This window comes from Streptococcus sp. 27098_8_22 (assembly GCF_041432415.1).
GTDB classification, from domain to species: domain Bacteria; phylum Bacillota; class Bacilli; order Lactobacillales; family Streptococcaceae; genus Streptococcus; species Streptococcus pseudopneumoniae_M.
Window position 1 is genome coordinate 132,958 of sequence record NZ_JAPVZP010000002.1, and the last position, 16,098, is coordinate 149,055.

12 protein-coding genes are annotated in these 16,098 nt (G+C 39.0%); 4 read left to right on the plus strand and 8 right to left on the minus strand.

Going from position 1 to position 16,098, the window contains the following annotated elements; translation table 11 throughout:
* Nucleotides 1–115 precede the first annotated feature (115 nt).
* On the plus strand, nt 116–598 hold the full coding sequence (locus tag O3633_RS04255) for an S-ribosylhomocysteine lyase (protein ID WP_000032544.1): 483 nt from the start codon (nt 116–118) through the stop codon (nt 596–598).
* 54 nt (nt 599–652) lie between these two features.
* On the opposite strand, the gene O3633_RS04260 is transcribed toward O3633_RS04255, so the two are convergent.
* Together O3633_RS04260 and pflB are read right to left on the minus strand one after the other, a co-directional pair.
* Nucleotides 653–2,755, minus strand: coding sequence for an AAA family ATPase (locus tag O3633_RS04260; RefSeq protein ID WP_371620499.1), 2,103 nt, complete (start codon nt 2,753–2,755; stop codon nt 653–655).
* A 404-nt stretch (nt 2,756–3,159) separates the two neighbouring features.
* A complete protein-coding gene (gene pflB, locus O3633_RS04265; protein WP_045763615.1) occupies nt 3,160–5,475 on the minus strand; it encodes a formate C-acetyltransferase in 2,316 nt (771 codons plus the stop codon).
* Nucleotides 5,476–5,711: 236 nt separating this feature from the next.
* Here pflB and dinB point away from each other — a divergent pair, with 236 nt between their 5' ends.
* Nucleotides 5,712–6,773 carry a DNA polymerase IV gene (dinB, locus tag O3633_RS04270; protein WP_371620500.1) on the plus strand — a complete coding sequence of 354 codons (1,062 nt, stop codon included), beginning with the start codon at nt 5,712–5,714 and terminating at the stop codon, nt 6,771–6,773.
* 34 nt (nt 6,774–6,807) lie between these two features.
* Here dinB and O3633_RS04275 read toward each other — a convergent pair whose 3' ends face one another.
* Together O3633_RS04275 and O3633_RS04280 are read right to left on the minus strand one after the other, a co-directional pair.
* Entirely contained in the window at nt 6,808–7,653 is an 846-nt protein-coding gene (locus O3633_RS04275; protein WP_371620501.1) for an undecaprenyl-diphosphate phosphatase, read from the minus strand.
* Between the two features lie 61 nt (nt 7,654–7,714).
* Nucleotides 7,715–9,622: a DUF2207 family protein gene (locus tag O3633_RS04280; RefSeq protein WP_371620502.1), complete on the minus strand. Its 1,908-nt coding sequence runs from the start codon at nt 9,620–9,622 to the stop codon at nt 7,715–7,717.
* 129 nt (nt 9,623–9,751) lie between these two features.
* On the opposite strand from O3633_RS04280, the gene O3633_RS04285 reads away from it, so the two are divergent.
* Both O3633_RS04285 and O3633_RS04290 read left to right on the plus strand, forming a co-directional pair.
* Complete coding sequence (locus O3633_RS04285) at nt 9,752–11,317, plus strand: ABC transporter substrate-binding protein/permease (RefSeq protein ID WP_049531061.1); 1,566 nt, start codon at nt 9,752–9,754, stop codon at nt 11,315–11,317.
* On the plus strand, nt 11,317–12,057 hold the full coding sequence (locus tag O3633_RS04290) for an amino acid ABC transporter ATP-binding protein (protein WP_371620503.1): 741 nt from the start codon (nt 11,317–11,319) through the stop codon (nt 12,055–12,057). The genes O3633_RS04285 and O3633_RS04290 overlap by 1 nt, the downstream gene beginning before the upstream one ends.
* 362 nt (nt 12,058–12,419) lie before the next feature.
* Here the strand turns inward: O3633_RS04290 and O3633_RS04295 are convergent, their stop codons facing one another.
* The 4 genes from O3633_RS04295 to ilvC form a co-directional block, all read right to left on the minus strand.
* Nucleotides 12,420–12,635, minus strand: a complete 216-nt coding sequence (locus O3633_RS04295) for a capsule biosynthesis transcriptional regulator (RefSeq protein ID WP_001140700.1) — start codon at nt 12,633–12,635, stop codon at nt 12,420–12,422.
* A gap of 105 nt (nt 12,636–12,740) precedes the next feature.
* Nucleotides 12,741–13,637, minus strand: a complete 897-nt coding sequence (locus O3633_RS04300) for an SPFH domain-containing protein (RefSeq protein WP_000243418.1) — start codon at nt 13,635–13,637, stop codon at nt 12,741–12,743.
* A gap of 82 nt (nt 13,638–13,719) precedes the next feature.
* Nucleotides 13,720–14,970 (minus strand): threonine ammonia-lyase IlvA, encoded by a 1,251-nt coding sequence (gene ilvA / locus O3633_RS04305; protein ID WP_371620504.1) that lies wholly within the window; start codon nt 14,968–14,970, stop codon nt 13,720–13,722.
* A gap of 80 nt (nt 14,971–15,050) precedes the next feature.
* Nucleotides 15,051–16,073, minus strand: a complete 1,023-nt coding sequence (gene ilvC, locus O3633_RS04310; protein ID WP_000290683.1) for a ketol-acid reductoisomerase — start codon at nt 16,071–16,073, stop codon at nt 15,051–15,053.
* Nucleotides 16,074–16,098 lie beyond the last annotated feature (25 nt).

A 16,098-nucleotide genomic window follows, 5' to 3' on the forward strand; every position in this document is an offset into this window, starting at 1 on the left:
TTATTTTTTACAATTAGTCACTTTTATGGCATTCATATTTGAAAAATCTCTTTATTAGCAGTTTTCAAGTAAATCTTTATGATATAATGAAAGGAGAAAGTTGAAAGGAAATACCATGTCAAAAGAAGTTATTGTTGAAAGTTTTGAACTTGACCACACCATTGTTAAAGCACCTTATGTCCGTTTAATTGGGGAAGAAACAGGTCCTAAGGGAGATATCATTTCTAACTTTGATATCCGCTTGGTTCAACCAAATGAGGACTCTATCCCAACAGCTGGTCTTCATACAATCGAGCACCTCTTGGCTAAGCTCATCCGTACTCGCATTGATGGTATGATTGATTGTTCCCCATTTGGTTGTCGTACAGGTTTCCATATGATTATGTGGGGACGTCATACTAGCGCTGAAATCGCAGCTGTCATCAAGGATTCACTGAAGGAAATCGCTGAGACTACAACTTGGGAAGATGTCCCAGGAACTACCATTGAATCTTGTGGAAACTATAAAGACCACAGCCTATTTTCAGCTAAGGAATGGGCAAAATTGATTCTTGAACAAGGAATCTCAGATGATGCCTTTGAACGTCATGTCATTTAACACAAAAGAACCGGCTTTTCAGCTGGTTCCTTTTTTGATTCGCAAAACTTTGATTTAGGCTTTTTCACGAATGACCAAGACACCATCTTCCATGTCGGCTTCAAGGTGTTTAGCATCCAAATTATCTAAGTGGAAGTCTGTTACTTTGTCACGAATTTGTTGTTCAACTACTCGACGGAGTGGACGAACACCCATCACTTCATCATAACCTTCTTCAGTCATGTATTCTTTGGCTGCATCGCTCACTGCCAAGTCGATTTCTTTCTTAGAAAGAGTCTTATTAACATCAATCAACATCAAATCTACAATCTTAGAAAGGTCTGCCTTGCTCAAGTGTGAGAATTCAATCACAGCGTTGAAACGGTTCAAGAATTCTGGACGGAAGTATGGTTTCAAACGATCCATGAGTTCTGGTTTATCCGCATCTTCTGTCAAGTTCGCTTCATAACCAAAGCCAGCATTTGAAGTTGCGATAATCACCGTATTCTTGAAGTTTACAGTGTTACCTTGACCGTCTGTCAAACGACCATCATCCAATACTTGAAGAAGAAGAGTAATCACTTGAGGGTCTGCCTTTTCAATCTCGTCAAGGAGGACAATTGAGTATGGATTCCGACGAACACGTTCAGTCAAAGTATTGTTGTTGTCGTCGTAACCAACATAACCTGCTGTTGTACCAATCAATTTAGAAACGGCTGTACGATCGCTGTATTCTGACATATCCAAACGGATGATAGCATCCTTAGTTCCGAACATATCAAGAGCCAATTGTTTAGCCAACTCAGTTTTACCAACACCAGTTGGACCTACAAAGAGGAAGCTACCGATTGGACGATTTCCTTCATCAAAACCTGCACGGTTACGACGGATAGCACGTGCCACTGCTTCAACGGCTTTATCTTGACCGATAACCTTAGTTTGCAAACGGTGACCCATGTCTTTCAAACGTTCGATATCAGTAGCACCCATTTGTGAAACAGGAATACCTGTCATACGTTCTACAGACTCAGCTACGTCATTGACAGTCGCTGTAACCTTGTGATCTTCTGTATGGTTGGCAATTTGCTTTTCAAGTTCTTCGATACGAATTTTTGCATTAAGGGCTGCTTCGTAATCTTCTTTAGCAGCTGCAGCTTCTTGTTTTGCTTTTTCTTCTTCAATTTCATGTTCCACAGCATGTACATCTGTCACTGGGTGTTGTGCTGCCAAGTGAGCAGCTGTCACATCGACAAGGTCGATAGCCTTATCTGGCAAGCTACGTTGTGGAATGTATTGAACAGAGTAATCAACAGCCGCTTTCAAAACTTCATCTGGCAAAATAACATTGTGGTGTTGTTGATAAAGATCACGGATCCCTTGGAGAATCTTGAAAGTATCTTCAGCAGATGGTGCATTAACTTTTACTTCGTTGAAACGACGAGCAAGAGCAGCATTTTTCAAAATAGTGTTGCGATACTCATCTTGAGTTGTCGCGCCAATTACTGTCAATTCACCACGTGAAAGAGCTGGTTTCAAGATATCAGCAAGACCTTTAGATCCTTGACCATCCCCTGTGCTACCTGCACCAAGGATTTGGTGGATTTCATCGAAGAAGAGGATAATATTTCCAGCTTCTTTAACTTCTTTTACCAAGTTTTGAATGTTTTCTTCAAAGCTACCACGGTATTGAGTACCAGCTTCAAGTCCAGAAATATCAATTGAAATGATTTCTTTGTTCTTGATTGCTGCTGGAACATCACCATTTACGATAGCTTGGGCAAGACCTTCTACTACTGCCGTTTTACCAACACCAGCATCACCGACTAGAACTGGGTTATTCTTTGTACGACGAGAAAGGATTTCAGATGTTTCTTGAATTTCCTTGTTACGTCCAATAACCGGATCCAGCTTCCCTTCACGAGCTTCAGCAGTTAAGTTACGTCCAAGTTTAGCAAGAATACCGTCTTGTTTCATACCTTTACCTTGAACATATTGAGCTTGGTCACTTCCTTCACTAGGAAGTTTACCTGTTTGACGGTAAATCGCGAACTCTTCCGGAGTTACCTCACGACCGTTAATCAAGTAACGACGATTTTCAGAACTATATCCACGCATACCGCCCATCAATTGGTTAAATAAATCATCCATATTGTTAAAGTTATTAAAGTTGTTATTCATATTTTATACCTCGTTTAATTTCAAAATTAGTTAGTCAAACCACTTTGACGTTCTCTGACCTTTGTTTTAAAAATTTTAGACTAGCAATTTGCTACTCTACGTATAATTTCAGGTTTTTCTTTTTCCAATACAGAATTTCTGATTGGACTTCTAAAAATACTAATGTTAAACATAGGTTGCACCTCTTTTCTAGGTTTTACCCATACTTTGATCTTAAGATAACATAAACAATCACCTTAAAACCAAGGTTTTCTAAGGATTTCCTAATCCTTATGTTCTTAGTTTATCACTTTGGTCAGTAATAGTCAATAGATTTGACCAATTTTGACTATTTTTTTAAAATATTTTTTTATAGCAAAAAAACCAGTCAAAGTGACTGGTTTTTAATTTATTATTTATGAATCTTAGCTCAATGCGTCATCCATTGAAAGAACTTCGTGGAAGACACGTTGTGTCAATTCAGTTTTTTGTTCTGGAGTGAGGTATTTAGTATTTACACAGTATCCAGAGATACGAACGATAACATCTTCACCTGCCATGATTTTATCATAAACATCGTTCAAGTCCATAACGTTCAAGTTACAGTGTTGACCACCATTTTCAAAGTAACCATCAAGAATTGTTACCAAGTTATCAACTTGTTCGTCACGAGTCTTACCAAGGGCACGTGGTGAAACTTGAGTTGTCAATGAGATACCATCAGCTGCATAACCAAAGTCAAGGCTAGCAAGTGAGTTCAAGTTTTGCAACCATCCACCTTTAGCTTTGTTAGATGGGTTAGCACCTGGTGAGAAGAATTCAAGTTTAGACAAGTTCACTGAACCATCTTCGTTGAGGTATACACCTTTGTGGACTGGAGAGTTACCAGTTTGTTTAGAGTAAGCAACGTTAGATGTGATTGTCAAAAGTGATACTGTAGCTTCTGCGTCTTTGTAAAGTTTGTGGCTACGTAGACGAGTTGTGTAAGCTTCGATCAACCATTCTGCCAATTCGTTTGAACGTGGGTCATCTTCACCCCAACGTGGGTATTCACCGATTGTTTCGTAATCGTAGATGTAGCCATTTTCGTCACGGATTGGTTTAACTGTAGCATATTTGATAGCTGACAATGTGTCTACAGTGTTAGCGAATCCACAGATACCGAATCCCATGTTAGCACGTTGTTTAGTTGGCAAGAAGGCCATTTGAACAGCTTCGTAGTTGTACTTATCAGTCATGTAGTGAATGATGTTCAAAGCATCAACGTACGTGTCTGTCAACCAGTCAAGAGATTTTTCAAAGTTAGCTTTAACTGATTCGAATTCAAGAACTTCATCACGGATTGGTTCGATGTCAAATACTTTGTAGTCTTTATGAACATCGTCGTAACCACCGTTCAAACCAGTAAGAAGAGCTTTAAGAACGTTAACGCGAGCACCGAAGTACTGGATGTTGTGACGTTGTTCTTCGTTTTCTGGGTCAAGTGGAGATACACAACATGAGATACAGCTCATTTCACCATATCCATCTTTAGCCATTGTTGTTACACCTTCGTATTGGATTGAAGAGTGTTTGTGGCTCATGTGCATACAGTAACGACGGAAGCTATAAGGTAATTTGTCAGTCCAAAGTACTGTCAAGTTTGGTTCTGGAGAGTTACCGATATTGTCAAGAGTGTTCAAGAAACGGTAGTCCATCTTAGTAACACGGTGACGACCGTCGTTACCCATACCAGCCATAGAAGTTGTGATGAAGGTTGGGTCACCTGAGTACAATTCGTCGTAAGCTTTTGTACGAGCAAATTTAACTGTACGAAGTTTCATTACGAAATCATCAACAAATTCTTGAATTTCAGATTCTGTATAAGTACCACGAGCCAAGTCACGTTCTGCGTAGATGTCCAACACGATTGGTACACGTCCTAGAGATGTAGCGGCACCATTGATAACACGACAAACTGCCATGAATGCAATGTTAGTCCATTGGATAGCTTCTTTTGTGTCAAATGCTGGACGACGTACATCTACACCATAAAGGTCACCTAATTCAACAACTTGTTTTAATGCTTGATATTGAAGGTTGATTTCTTCACGAAGGCGGATAGATTCTTCATCGATTTCAGTGATAGCATTCCAGTCACTTACTTTTTCAGCCATCAAATAATCAGCACCATAAAGAGCCAAACGAGCATAAACCCCGATGATACGTCCACGTGAATATGCATCTGGAAGACCAGTTACTGTGTGAGCGTGACGAGCACGACGAATATTTGTAGTGTAAGCACGGAAGATACCATCATTTACAGTTGTTACATATTTTGTAAAGATTTCATGAACTGCTGGGTCTGGTTCAAAACCATTTTCTTTCAAAGTAGTTTCAGCCATACGGATACCACCTTTTGGCATGAAGTTCAATTTGAAGAGTTCATCATTTTGAATACCATAAATCAATTCATTTTCTTTATCAATGTATCCAGCATCAATTCCTGCGATAGAAGTTGGACGGTTATCGTATGGGAAACGAGTAGCTTCATAGTGTGCTTTAGTTTCTTCTACGATTTTTTTGATGTGGAGTGAACGTTCTGTTGGTCCTGCAAGGAAGCTTTCATCTCCATCATAAGGAGTGTAGTTTGCTTGTACAAAGCGTGATACACTTGCTTTTTCTTTCCAGTCAACACCTTTAAAGCCTTCCCAAGCTTTGTCAAAAATGTCCTGTGCTTCAACAACTGTCTTAACAACCATGTTAATTCCTCTTTTTTCTTTCTAGTAACAGTCATCTGTTACATTCATGTATTCAGTATAACACACAGTAAACGATTTCAACAACTAAAAACTCACTTTTTTAATACTTTCTTTTCTAATACAGTTCAAAATATCCCGCGAACTGTATTATATTTTTGAAAGAGGTTATTTGATTTTCATTTTTTCAGAAAAAGAGTATAATAAAATTAAACAAACTAGTACTGAGAGGTTTTTCCATGTTAATTTTTCCACTAATGAATGATTTATCTCGTAAAATCATCCATATTGACATGGATGCCTTTTTTGCTGCTGTTGAAATTCGAGACAATCCCAAACTTAAAGGGAAGCCAGTTGTGATTGGTAGTGATCCTAGAAAAACTGGTGGTCGAGGAGTTGTTTCTACCTGTAGCTATGAAGCGCGAGTCTTTGGCATCCACTCAGCTATGAGTTCTAAAGAAGCCTATGAACGTTGCCCTCAAGCCGTTTTCATTTCTGGAAACTACGAAAAATATACTGCTGTTGGTCAACAGATTCGAGCTATTTTCAAACGTTATACGGATAATATCGAGCCTATGAGTATCGATGAAGCTTTTCTAGACGTGACTGAAAATAAACTCGGTATCAAGTCCGCTGTTAAAATCGCTCGACTAATTCAACAAGATATTTGGAATGAACTTCATTTGACTGCTTCTGCTGGTGTGTCTTATAATAAATTCTTAGCTAAAATAGCCAGCGATTACCAAAAACCTCGAGGTCTGACAGTTATTCTTCCTGATGAAGCTGAAGATTTTCTCAAACAAATGGATATCGCTAAATTCCACGGTGTAGGTAAGAAAACAGTTGAGAAATTGCATCAAATGGAGGTATTTACAGGTGCTGATCTTTTAAAAATTTCTGAAATTAGTCTCATTGACCGTTTTGGTCGACTCGGGTTTGACCTGTATCGCAAGGCTCGTGGCATTGATAATTCTCCCGTCAAATCCAATCGGATTCGTAAGTCTATCGGAAAAGAAAAAACTTATAGTAAGATTCTCAATCTAGAAGAAGATATCAAAAAAGAGCTAACCCTCCTTTCGGAAAGAGTTGCCCTAAGTCTTCAAAAACATGAAAAATCTGGAAAGATTATTATTTTAAAAATCCGCTATGCTGACTTTTCTACAATGACTAAGCGGAAAAGCTTATCTCGAAAGATCCAAGATGCTGAAACTATTTCACAAATGGCTATCCAACTTTACGAATCTCTGACAGATAAAGATAAAGACGTTCGCTTACTGGGTGTCACTGTGACTGGATTTTAAAACCTTGAAGGAATCTTCCCTCAAGGTTTTTTTCTTATACAAATAATCGTACAAAGCTATAAAGTAGCAAGACACTACCAAGGACAATACGGTATTTACCAAACATCGTAAAGTCGTGTTTTTTAACATAGCTGGTCAAGAAACGAATGGCAACCATGCTGACTGCAAAAGCTACTACCATGGCAACTAGAAGTAAGAAAAATTGACCAAAGCTCAAGACTTCTCCTGCTTTGATAAATTTAAAAATCTTCAAAGCACTGGCTCCAAACATAACTGGAATTCCTAGGTAGAAGGTAAACTCAGTTACCACCGAACGACTAGTTCCATTTAATAAACCACCAACGATAGTGGCACCTGAACGGCTAGTCCCAGGTAAAAGGGCCAAGACTTGGAAAAGTCCGATATAGAGGGCCGTTTTATAAGGCAACTTATCTAGCTCTGTGACTGTTGGCTCAATCGCTTGAGCTTTGTTTCGTTTTTCAAGATAGATAAAGGCAACCCCATAAACAATCAACATAATAGCTACTGAAACCATATTATGGAAATGAGTGTCAAACCAATCATCAAACTTAAAGACTAGGAGAAGAGGTAGAGTCGCTACAAAAACTTTGAGCCATAACTGCCAAGTTCTACGAACTTGAACTTTATCCTTACCTGGTTTGAAGGGATTAAGTTTGTTAAAGTAGATAACCATAACGGCTAGAATAGCACCCAGTTGAATGACTACGTTAAACATAGACATAAAGGCTTCGTTTTGATCTTTATACTGAATAAACTCTTCTGCTAAAATCAAGTGACCAGTACTTGAAATCGGCAACCATTCCGTTATTCCTTCAACAATCCCAAAAAAGATCGATTTTAAAATTTCAAAAAAATACATAGATTACTCCTTTTTCTACCCTCCATTATATCATACTTTTAAAGGCTGTGTTGAGTTTTCTTTAGAAAGCACCAATACTTCCACCACCGCCACCGCCTGAAAAACCTCCTCCAGAGCTACCGCTTCCAGATGATACAGAGAAAGTACTTGCTGTATTTGCGACACTAGCATAATGGCTCATTTGTGCTGTTGAATGATAAAACATACTGTTCCAGCCATAAGCTACATAGAGATTGATATCTGGATTTTCCACTTGAATCTGATGCACCTTCATCAAACGGCTGACCTTGTCCGCGTAGCCAAATAAGGTCGCATAGACCAAGAGGCGATTCCAGACCACAATACTTTCCAGCTCAGCCTGATCCAATCGCGCAATCTCACGTAACATATTTTCAAAACTGGTCCAGAGATAATAGACCTCTGCCCCTGCTTCATTTAGGACACCATCACGATTATCTAGTCGAAGCTTCCAATAATAGAAAACAGCCAAAACTAAACCTAGAAAACCAAGTACTGGCAAAGGGAGGTAAAAATAAGCATGAACATCTAAACTGTACAAGAACAAACCAAATCCGATAAATAGAAGTAGGATAGTAGAAAGTCCCATACCCACTTGCAAGGCCTTTTCCACACCAGTTAAAGGACGATAGTAATCTGGGAGTCCCCAGAAGGTAACCCGATTTCTCACTCCTTCTTGCATCTCTTTCAATGCTTCTTCGAAAGAGGATTTGAGCTGACGTCCCCTTGCTTGAATCCGTTTTTCATCAGCAGCTTTGGCTCCGCGATAAAGACTCTCAGATACCTTGTAATCCGCGAACAAATCGGAAAGAGTTGTTTCTTTTTTGCCTGAAAAGGCCAGATTTAGGCAGTCTTTTTCAAAGCTTGACAAACCATCTTCTTTTACCAGCCTCAAACCAACTGCGTCTCCCTCTGAAATAATAGAGACATTCCCACGGTCAATCACATCTAACAAGGTAGCTTGAATAAGTTGGTCAAAGGTGAATTTACCTGTTCCTTTGGTTAGAGGACTCACTTCCTCCAAGGAGGTCGAGTAGACAGCCTCTGATAAAACCATAGGCTCTAATTCCATCGGCGGTTCATAGAGACGATGATTTTTGGCATATTTGACTGAAGGAGTGGTTTTTCTTCTATAGGTAAAATAGAAGCAGATACTCAATAACAAGGAGATGGAAAGTATTGAAGGAAACACCCAAGTAACGAGTTGTTTACTCTGATCTTTTTCTCTAACAATCGACTCTTCTATCTTATTAAACTCTTCTAAACGATTCCCTTTTAAGCCCTGATCTGTAGCGCTAGCAAAATCAGTTCGAGGCCAGTAGGCATGCAACTCAACTCCGCGCTTAGACGGAAGATTGTCTAAACGAATCGTATAGTCATGATCACTCTGTTCAATCCTTCCCTCTCTATAGAGTTGCCCTGTGTGGAAAAAGAGTTTTTCGGCCCCATTATCTCCCATCACATGAAACTCAAATTTTTCAATAGATTCTGAACTATCTGTTAAGGGTTGCCAATTTAATTCAGCGATATCATCATATAAGAAAAGAAGATTTTTCAATTGCCAGGTAAGTTCCACTTCGACCCTGTCCCCTTCCTGACCTGGATTATAGATTTTAACAGTATAACCATTCGTTTCTTCTGTCACTTCGCTAGTAAGATTTTCGATTTTATGACCATTTTTAGATGCCTCAACCTTTGGCTGAGGATCAATATAAAATCCGCTAGGCATCTTGCCAGCACGTCCAAGTCCCACGATTTGGCCCTTAAAGTCCTCCTCAAACTGATAAACTATCTTCTGTCTAAATTCTGCTGTATTATCTGCATGAATATTCAAATCTCCCTTATAAGATAGAATATCAAAAGATAGAATATCAAAGTCTACAGCAAAAACCAGGTGAGGTACCAATAGCAAACAGGCAAACACCAAAGTAAATAGCCATCTTTTTTTCATCGTAAACTCCCTTTCAAGTTTTTCACTATTATATCATTTTTTACAAGTAAGGGTTTACTAAGATTGAAAAAGTTCCGCTTTTTCGATACAATAGAGAGAAGCAATTTTAGACTAGAAATAGGAGAAATCATGAAAAAATTATGCTTAACTATCCTTGCTAGCCTGGCCCTTACTTTAGGACTAGTTAGCCAGGTCCAAGCCGATGAATATTTACGCATCGGTATGGAGGCAGCCTACGCACCCTTTAACTGGACTCAAGATGACGACAGTAACGGCGCTGTCAAAATCGATGGAACCAACCAATATGCTAATGGTTACGACGTCCAAATAGCTAAAAAGATTGCTAATGACCTAGGTAAAGAGCCCTTGGTTGTTAAGACCAAGTGGGAAGGACTTGTTCCAGCCCTTACTTCTGGTAAGATTGATATGATCATTGCAGGTATGAGCCCAACTGCTGAACGCAAACAAGAAATTGCATTTTCAAGCAGCTACTATACTAGCGAACCAGTACTTTTAGTCAAAAAGGATTCTGCCTATGCAAACGCCAAATCACTAGAGAACTTTAGCGGAGCAAAAATCACTTCTCAACAAGGTGTTTACCTTTACGACTTGATTTCTCAAATTCCAGGCGCCAAAAAAGAAACTGCCATGGGTGATTTCGCACAAATGCGTCAAGCTCTTGAAGCTGGTGTCATTGATGCCTACGTTTCTGAACGTCCTGAAGCTCTAACTGCCGAATCAGCAAATGCAAAGTTCAAAATGATTCAGCCTGAACCTGGTTTTAAAACTGGAGAAGAGGATACATCTATCGCTATTGGACTTCGTAAAGATGATGACCGTATCAGCCAAATCAATGCTAGTATCGAAACCATATCTAAAGATGAACAAGTTGCTCTCATGGATCGTATGATCAAAGAGCAACCAGCAGAATCTACAACGACAGAAGAAAGCAACAGTAATTTCTTTGGCCAAGTTGCTAAAATTCTGACTGAAAACTGGCAGCAACTCTTGCGTGGTGCTGGTATTACCCTTCTCATTTCAATTATCGGTACCATCGTTGGTCTCGCTATCGGTCTTGCTATCGGTGTTTTCCGTACTGCACCTCTTTCTGAAAACCAATTTATCTTTGGAATCCAAAAACTAATCGGTTGGATTCTCAATATCTATATTGAAATTTTCCGTGGAACACCTATGATTGTACAATCTATGGTTATCTACTATGGAACTGCCCAAGCTTTCGGGATCAACCTAGACCGTACGCTAGCTGCTATCTTTATCGTTTCAATCAACACTGGTGCCTACATGACTGAAATTGTTCGTGGTGGTATTTTGTCTGTTGATAAGGGACAATTTGAAGCGGCAACTGCACTTGGTATGACTCATAACCAGACCATGCGTAAGATTGTTTTGCCTCAAGTTGTTCGAAATATTCTACCAGCAACTGGTAATGAGTTCGTCATCAACATCAAAGATACTTCTGTATTGAACGTTATCTCTGTAGTAGAACTTTACTTCTCAGGAAATACAGTAGCAACACAAACCTACCAGTACTTCCAAACCTTTACCATCATAGCAGTTATCTACTTTGTCCTCACCTTCACAGTAACGCGTATCCTCCGCTTCATCGAAAAACGTATGGATATGGATACCTACACGACAGGTGCTAACCAAATGCAAACGGAGGATTTGAAATAATGAGTCAACCAATCCTTGAAATCAAACACCTCAAAAAATCCTACGGGCAAAACGAGGTCCTAAAAGACATCTCTCTCACTATTCACAAAGGAGAAGTGATTTCTATCATCGGTAGTTCCGGTAGTGGTAAATCAACCTTCCTACGTTCTATCAACCTTCTCGAAACACCAACTGAAGGTGAAATCCTTTATCACGGTGAAAACGTACTTGAAAAAGGGTATAACCTCACTCACTATCGTGAAAAACTAGGTATGGTCTTCCAGTCCTTTAACCTCTTTGAAAATCTCAATGTTCTTGAAAATACGATTGTTGCACAGACAACCGTTCTCAAACGTGATCGCTCAGAAGCAGAGAAAGTCGCTAAAGAGAACCTTGAAAAAGTTGGTATGGGAGAACGTTACTGGCAAGCCAAACCTAAACAACTTTCTGGTGGGCAAAAGCAGCGTGTTGCTATTGCTCGTGCACTTTCCATGAATCCTGATGCCATTCTCTTTGATGAGCCTACATCAGCCCTTGACCCTGAAATGGTCGGTGAAGTTCTAAAAATCATGCAAGAACTAGCTCAAGAAGGCTTGACAATGATCGTTGTAACCCACGAAATGGAATTTGCTCGTGACGTATCACACCGTGTCATCTTTATGGACAAAGGTGTTATTGCAGAAGAAGGCAAACCTGAAGATTTATTTACAAATCCTAAAGAGGAACGTACAAGAGAGTTTTTACAACGCTATTTAGGATAAGACAAAAGCGGTTGAATAAACCTCTTAAACCAAGAGTTGTTTTCCTATTCAATCCCCAATCAACATTGAGTCAAAGGCTCATGAACATAAGAATATAAGAATCAAGGTCGGAGTTTTTTATCCCGACCTCTTTTTATATACTTTAAAATCACTTTTATCCCTTCTTCTATTTCCTGAGCAAGTAATGCTTGTAACTCTATTCCTAATCTTATATTTGATTTTCATGAGTGAGTGAGATCACTCCTCTCCTGTCAACCTAGTTCATTCTAACAGATAGATTTGTTTAGTAGGTCATAGTATGGCTATTTCGCCGTTCCATAAATAAAAGCAGACCCTAATTAGAGTCTGCTAGTATCCAAAGATTAATCTTCAAATTTTTCATGATTTTTTTCATAGAAATCAATTAATCCAAGGGCTGTTTCAAAGGAAATATTTTTAACTTTTGCACGTCCTTGAGCTAGAGCAATGATAGACATTTCACGTGCATTCGTTTCTTTAGAAATACGATAACCAGTGATCTTCTTATCACGAACCCAGCTAACAACTGATTCTACTTTTTCAAAGTTAGTCTTAGCCATGTTTTTCTCCTATTTTATTCTTTACGATATTTAATTGTATACGTTTTTATGGCATTTGTCAATAACAAAACATATATCCAATCAAATAAGACGTTAAGATTTGGTTTACTTGGCTTTTAAAGCCGATAATATATGGGTTCGTATATCTTCAACTCCGTTAGGATTTGCTGGTAAGAAAATTGTATTATTACCTTGTTTTTCTGCAAAATTATTCAATGTATCTAAATACTGGTTAGTTAACAAGATTGACATGATTTGCTCTTCAGTTAATTCAACATTGGCTCCTTTTAACTCTTTAATAGAATCAGCAAGTCCATCAACAATTGCTTTTCTTTGCTCTGCGATCCCCACACCATGTAGGCGATCCTTTTCTGCCTCTGCTTCGGCCGCTGTTACGATCTTAATTTTATCTGCTTCGGCCAATTCTTGTGCTGCTACTCTCTTACGTTGAGCAGCATTGATTTCATTCATCGATTGCTTGACTTCCGCATCCGGCTCTACTTTGGTAATGAGCGTTTTGACGATAATGTACCCATACGTTGACATTTCTTCCGCTACTTGTTTTTGAACTTCTAATGCAATTTCATCCTTTTTCTCAAACAATTCATCCAAAGTTAACTTAGGAACTGATGAGCGCAATGCATCTTCAATATAAGATTTGATTTGAGCCTCAGGTCTCATTAGTTTATAGTAAGCATCTGTAACATTTTGTTCATTTACTCGGTACTGTGTTGCAACATTCATCGTCACAAATACGTTATCTTGAGTCTTGGTTTCCACAACGATTTCACTTTGCAAGAGACGCAGCTGTACACGAGCTGCAATTTTATCAATCCCAAATGGTGCTCTTAGGTGAATACCACTATTGCTCAACTTTTGATACTTACCAAATCGTTCAATGATAGCTACTGATTGTTGTCGAACAACATAGATTGAGCTCATTAAAATAGCTCCTACAATAAGCATTAGAATAATTAGAACAAGTATAACTTTTAAAACCATGGGAATCTCCCCCTTTCTTCACTTACATTATAGCACTCGTAAATAGGTTAGGCAAATAATATGATAAAAATTTTATAGCATATTAAACAAGCATATTATATAGGGTCTCATTCCCATTCAAGTTAATATAAGATGGGTCAAATTTCTCCATTCGGTGAATCAATCCCGCATAATCATGTTTATCAGCAAGTGCGATCCCTATTAGTACTGGACCAGTTCCCTTGCTAGCTCGTTTGATATATTCAAAACGAGTAATATCATCATGAGGTCCTAAAATATCATTTACAAACTCTCGAAGTGCTCCCGGACGTTGTGGGAAATTCACTACAAAGTAATGCTTGATACCATCATAAATCAAGGCACGTTCTTCCATCTCTGGCATACGGTTGATGTCATTATTCCCTCCAGAAATGATACAACAAATGGTCTTGCCCTTAATATAATCAGATAATACTTCTAGAGCTGCAACACTAGCAGCACCCGCAGGCTCAGCTACAATCCCTTGTTTAGAATAAAGATCAATTAAGGTCTCAGAAATCAAGCCTTCATCTACACCGATAAGAGTTTCAACATTTTTTCGTGTTGCTTCATAGGTCAACTGCCCTACTTTTTGCACTGCAATCCCATCCGCAAATTTATCAATTTCTTTAAGTTTAACCGGTCCCCCAGCTTCAAAGGCAGCTTTCATAGAACGAGCACCTTCAGCCTCGACTCCAATGACCTCAATTTGAGGATTTGTTTCTTTAATATAAGTAGAAACACCTGAAATGAGGCCTCCACCTCCAACAGGTACCAAGACAGTATCAAAATCAATAGATTCTTTACGAGCTTCTTCTAAAATTTCATAGGCTACCGTACCCTGACCAGCTTGAACATAGGGATCATCAAAGGGATCAATAAAAGTACGATTTTCAGCTTCAGTAAAGTCTTGAGCAGCCTTTGCTGAAGCATCAAAAGTATCCCCTACTAATTTGATCGTCACAAAATCTCCTCCAAAGAAACGGACCTGACCAATTTTCTGTTGAGGTGTCGTAATTGGCATAAAGATTGTTGCAGGGATCTTCATCTCATTACATGTGTAGGCAACTCCTTGAGCGTGATTTCCCGCTGAAGCACACACTACACCACGTTCACGTTCCTCTTTTGTCAATTGGGAAATAGCGTAATAAGCCCCACGAATTTTAAAAGAACGGACACGTTGAGCATTTTCCTTTTTAAGATAAATTTTCGCTCCGTATTTTTCGGATAAATAATGATCGTAGTCAAGTGGTGTATTGGCTACTACACCACTCAAAATCTTGTGGGCTTTCACCACATCTTTTGCACTTAGCATAATCTCCTCCTAGATGAGTTTTCAAGATAAAAGGCGAGTTAGGTTCCCCCCAACTCGCCTTCTGTTTATATTCTTAAAAATTAGTTGTAGATCTTGAATGCATCATCGTCGTTTTTACCGACAAATGGCATTGCTTTACGCAATTCTGCACCAACTTTTTCAATTTCAAGGTTAGCTGCTTGTTCACGGTAGGCAGTCAATTTTGGACGTCCAGCTTTGTAGTCATTCACAAAGTCGTTGGCGAATTTACCATTTTGGATGTCCGCAAGAACTGCTTTCATGTTTTCTTTGACTTGTTCAGTAATTACACGTGGACCTGAAACATAGTCACCGTATTCAGCAGTGTTTGAAATTGATTGACGCATTTTCTTGAATCCACCTTCATAGATCAAGTCAACGATCAATTTCATTTCGTGAAGAACTTCAAAGTAAGCCAATTCTGGAGCATAACCAGCTTCAGTCAAGACTTCAAAACCAGCTTCGATAAGAGCAGTCAAACCACCACAAAGAACTGCTTGTTCACCAAACAAATCTTCTTCAGTTTCTTCTTTGTATGTTGTTTCAAGAAGACCTACACGCGCTGCACCAACACCTTTACACCAGTCCATAGCGATGTTTTTAGCATTTCCTGTTGCATCTTGGTAGACAGCGTAAAGTGCTGGAACACCAAATCCTTCTTCGTAAGTACGACGTACCAAGTGTCCTGGTCCTTTGGGAGCACACATAAAGACATCAACATCTGCAGGAACTTTGATGAATTCGAAGTGAATGTTGAAACCATGTGCAAATCCAACAGCATTTCCAGCTTCCAAGTTTGGAGCAATTTCTGCTTCGTACAATTCTTGTTGGATTTCATCTGGTGCCAAGATCATGATAACATCAGCCAATTTAGTTGCTTCTGCTACTGTGTAAGTGTCAAAACCATCTTCTTTTGCTTTATCAAAAGATTTACCTGGACGTACACCGATGATCACATCGCGACCTGAATCACGCAAGTTTTGAGCGTGCGCATGTCCTTGTGAACCATAACCAATAACGGCGATTTTTTTACCGTCAAGTGCTGCTACTTTTACATCTTTTTCGTATTCCATTTGAACTGCCATAGTTTTTTCTCTCTTTTCTATTTTT

Coding starts and splice junctions, on each gene's coding strand:
- O3633_RS04255 (WP_000032544.1), top strand. CDS start 116: ATGTCAAAAGAAGTTATTGTTGAAAGTTTTGAACTTGACCACACCATT.
- O3633_RS04260 (WP_371620499.1), bottom strand. CDS start 2,755: ATGAATAACAACTTTAATAACTTTAACAATATGGATGATTTATTTAAC.
- pflB (WP_045763615.1), bottom strand. CDS start 5,475: ATGGTTGTTAAGACAGTTGTTGAAGCACAGGACATTTTTGACAAAGCT.
- dinB (WP_371620500.1), top strand. CDS start 5,712: ATGTTAATTTTTCCACTAATGAATGATTTATCTCGTAAAATCATCCAT.
- O3633_RS04275 (WP_371620501.1), bottom strand. CDS start 7,653: ATGTATTTTTTTGAAATTTTAAAATCGATCTTTTTTGGGATTGTTGAA.
- O3633_RS04280 (WP_371620502.1), bottom strand. CDS start 9,622: ATGAAAAAAAGATGGCTATTTACTTTGGTGTTTGCCTGTTTGCTATTG.
- O3633_RS04285 (WP_049531061.1), top strand. CDS start 9,752: ATGAAAAAATTATGCTTAACTATCCTTGCTAGCCTGGCCCTTACTTTA.
- O3633_RS04290 (WP_371620503.1), top strand. CDS start 11,317: ATGAGTCAACCAATCCTTGAAATCAAACACCTCAAAAAATCCTACGGG.
- O3633_RS04295 (WP_001140700.1), bottom strand. CDS start 12,635: ATGGCTAAGACTAACTTTGAAAAAGTAGAATCAGTTGTTAGCTGGGTT.
- O3633_RS04300 (WP_000243418.1), bottom strand. CDS start 13,637: ATGGTTTTAAAAGTTATACTTGTTCTAATTATTCTAATGCTTATTGTA.
- ilvA (WP_371620504.1), bottom strand. CDS start 14,970: ATGCTAAGTGCAAAAGATGTGGTGAAAGCCCACAAGATTTTGAGTGGT.
- ilvC (WP_000290683.1), bottom strand. CDS start 16,073: ATGGCAGTTCAAATGGAATACGAAAAAGATGTAAAAGTAGCAGCACTT.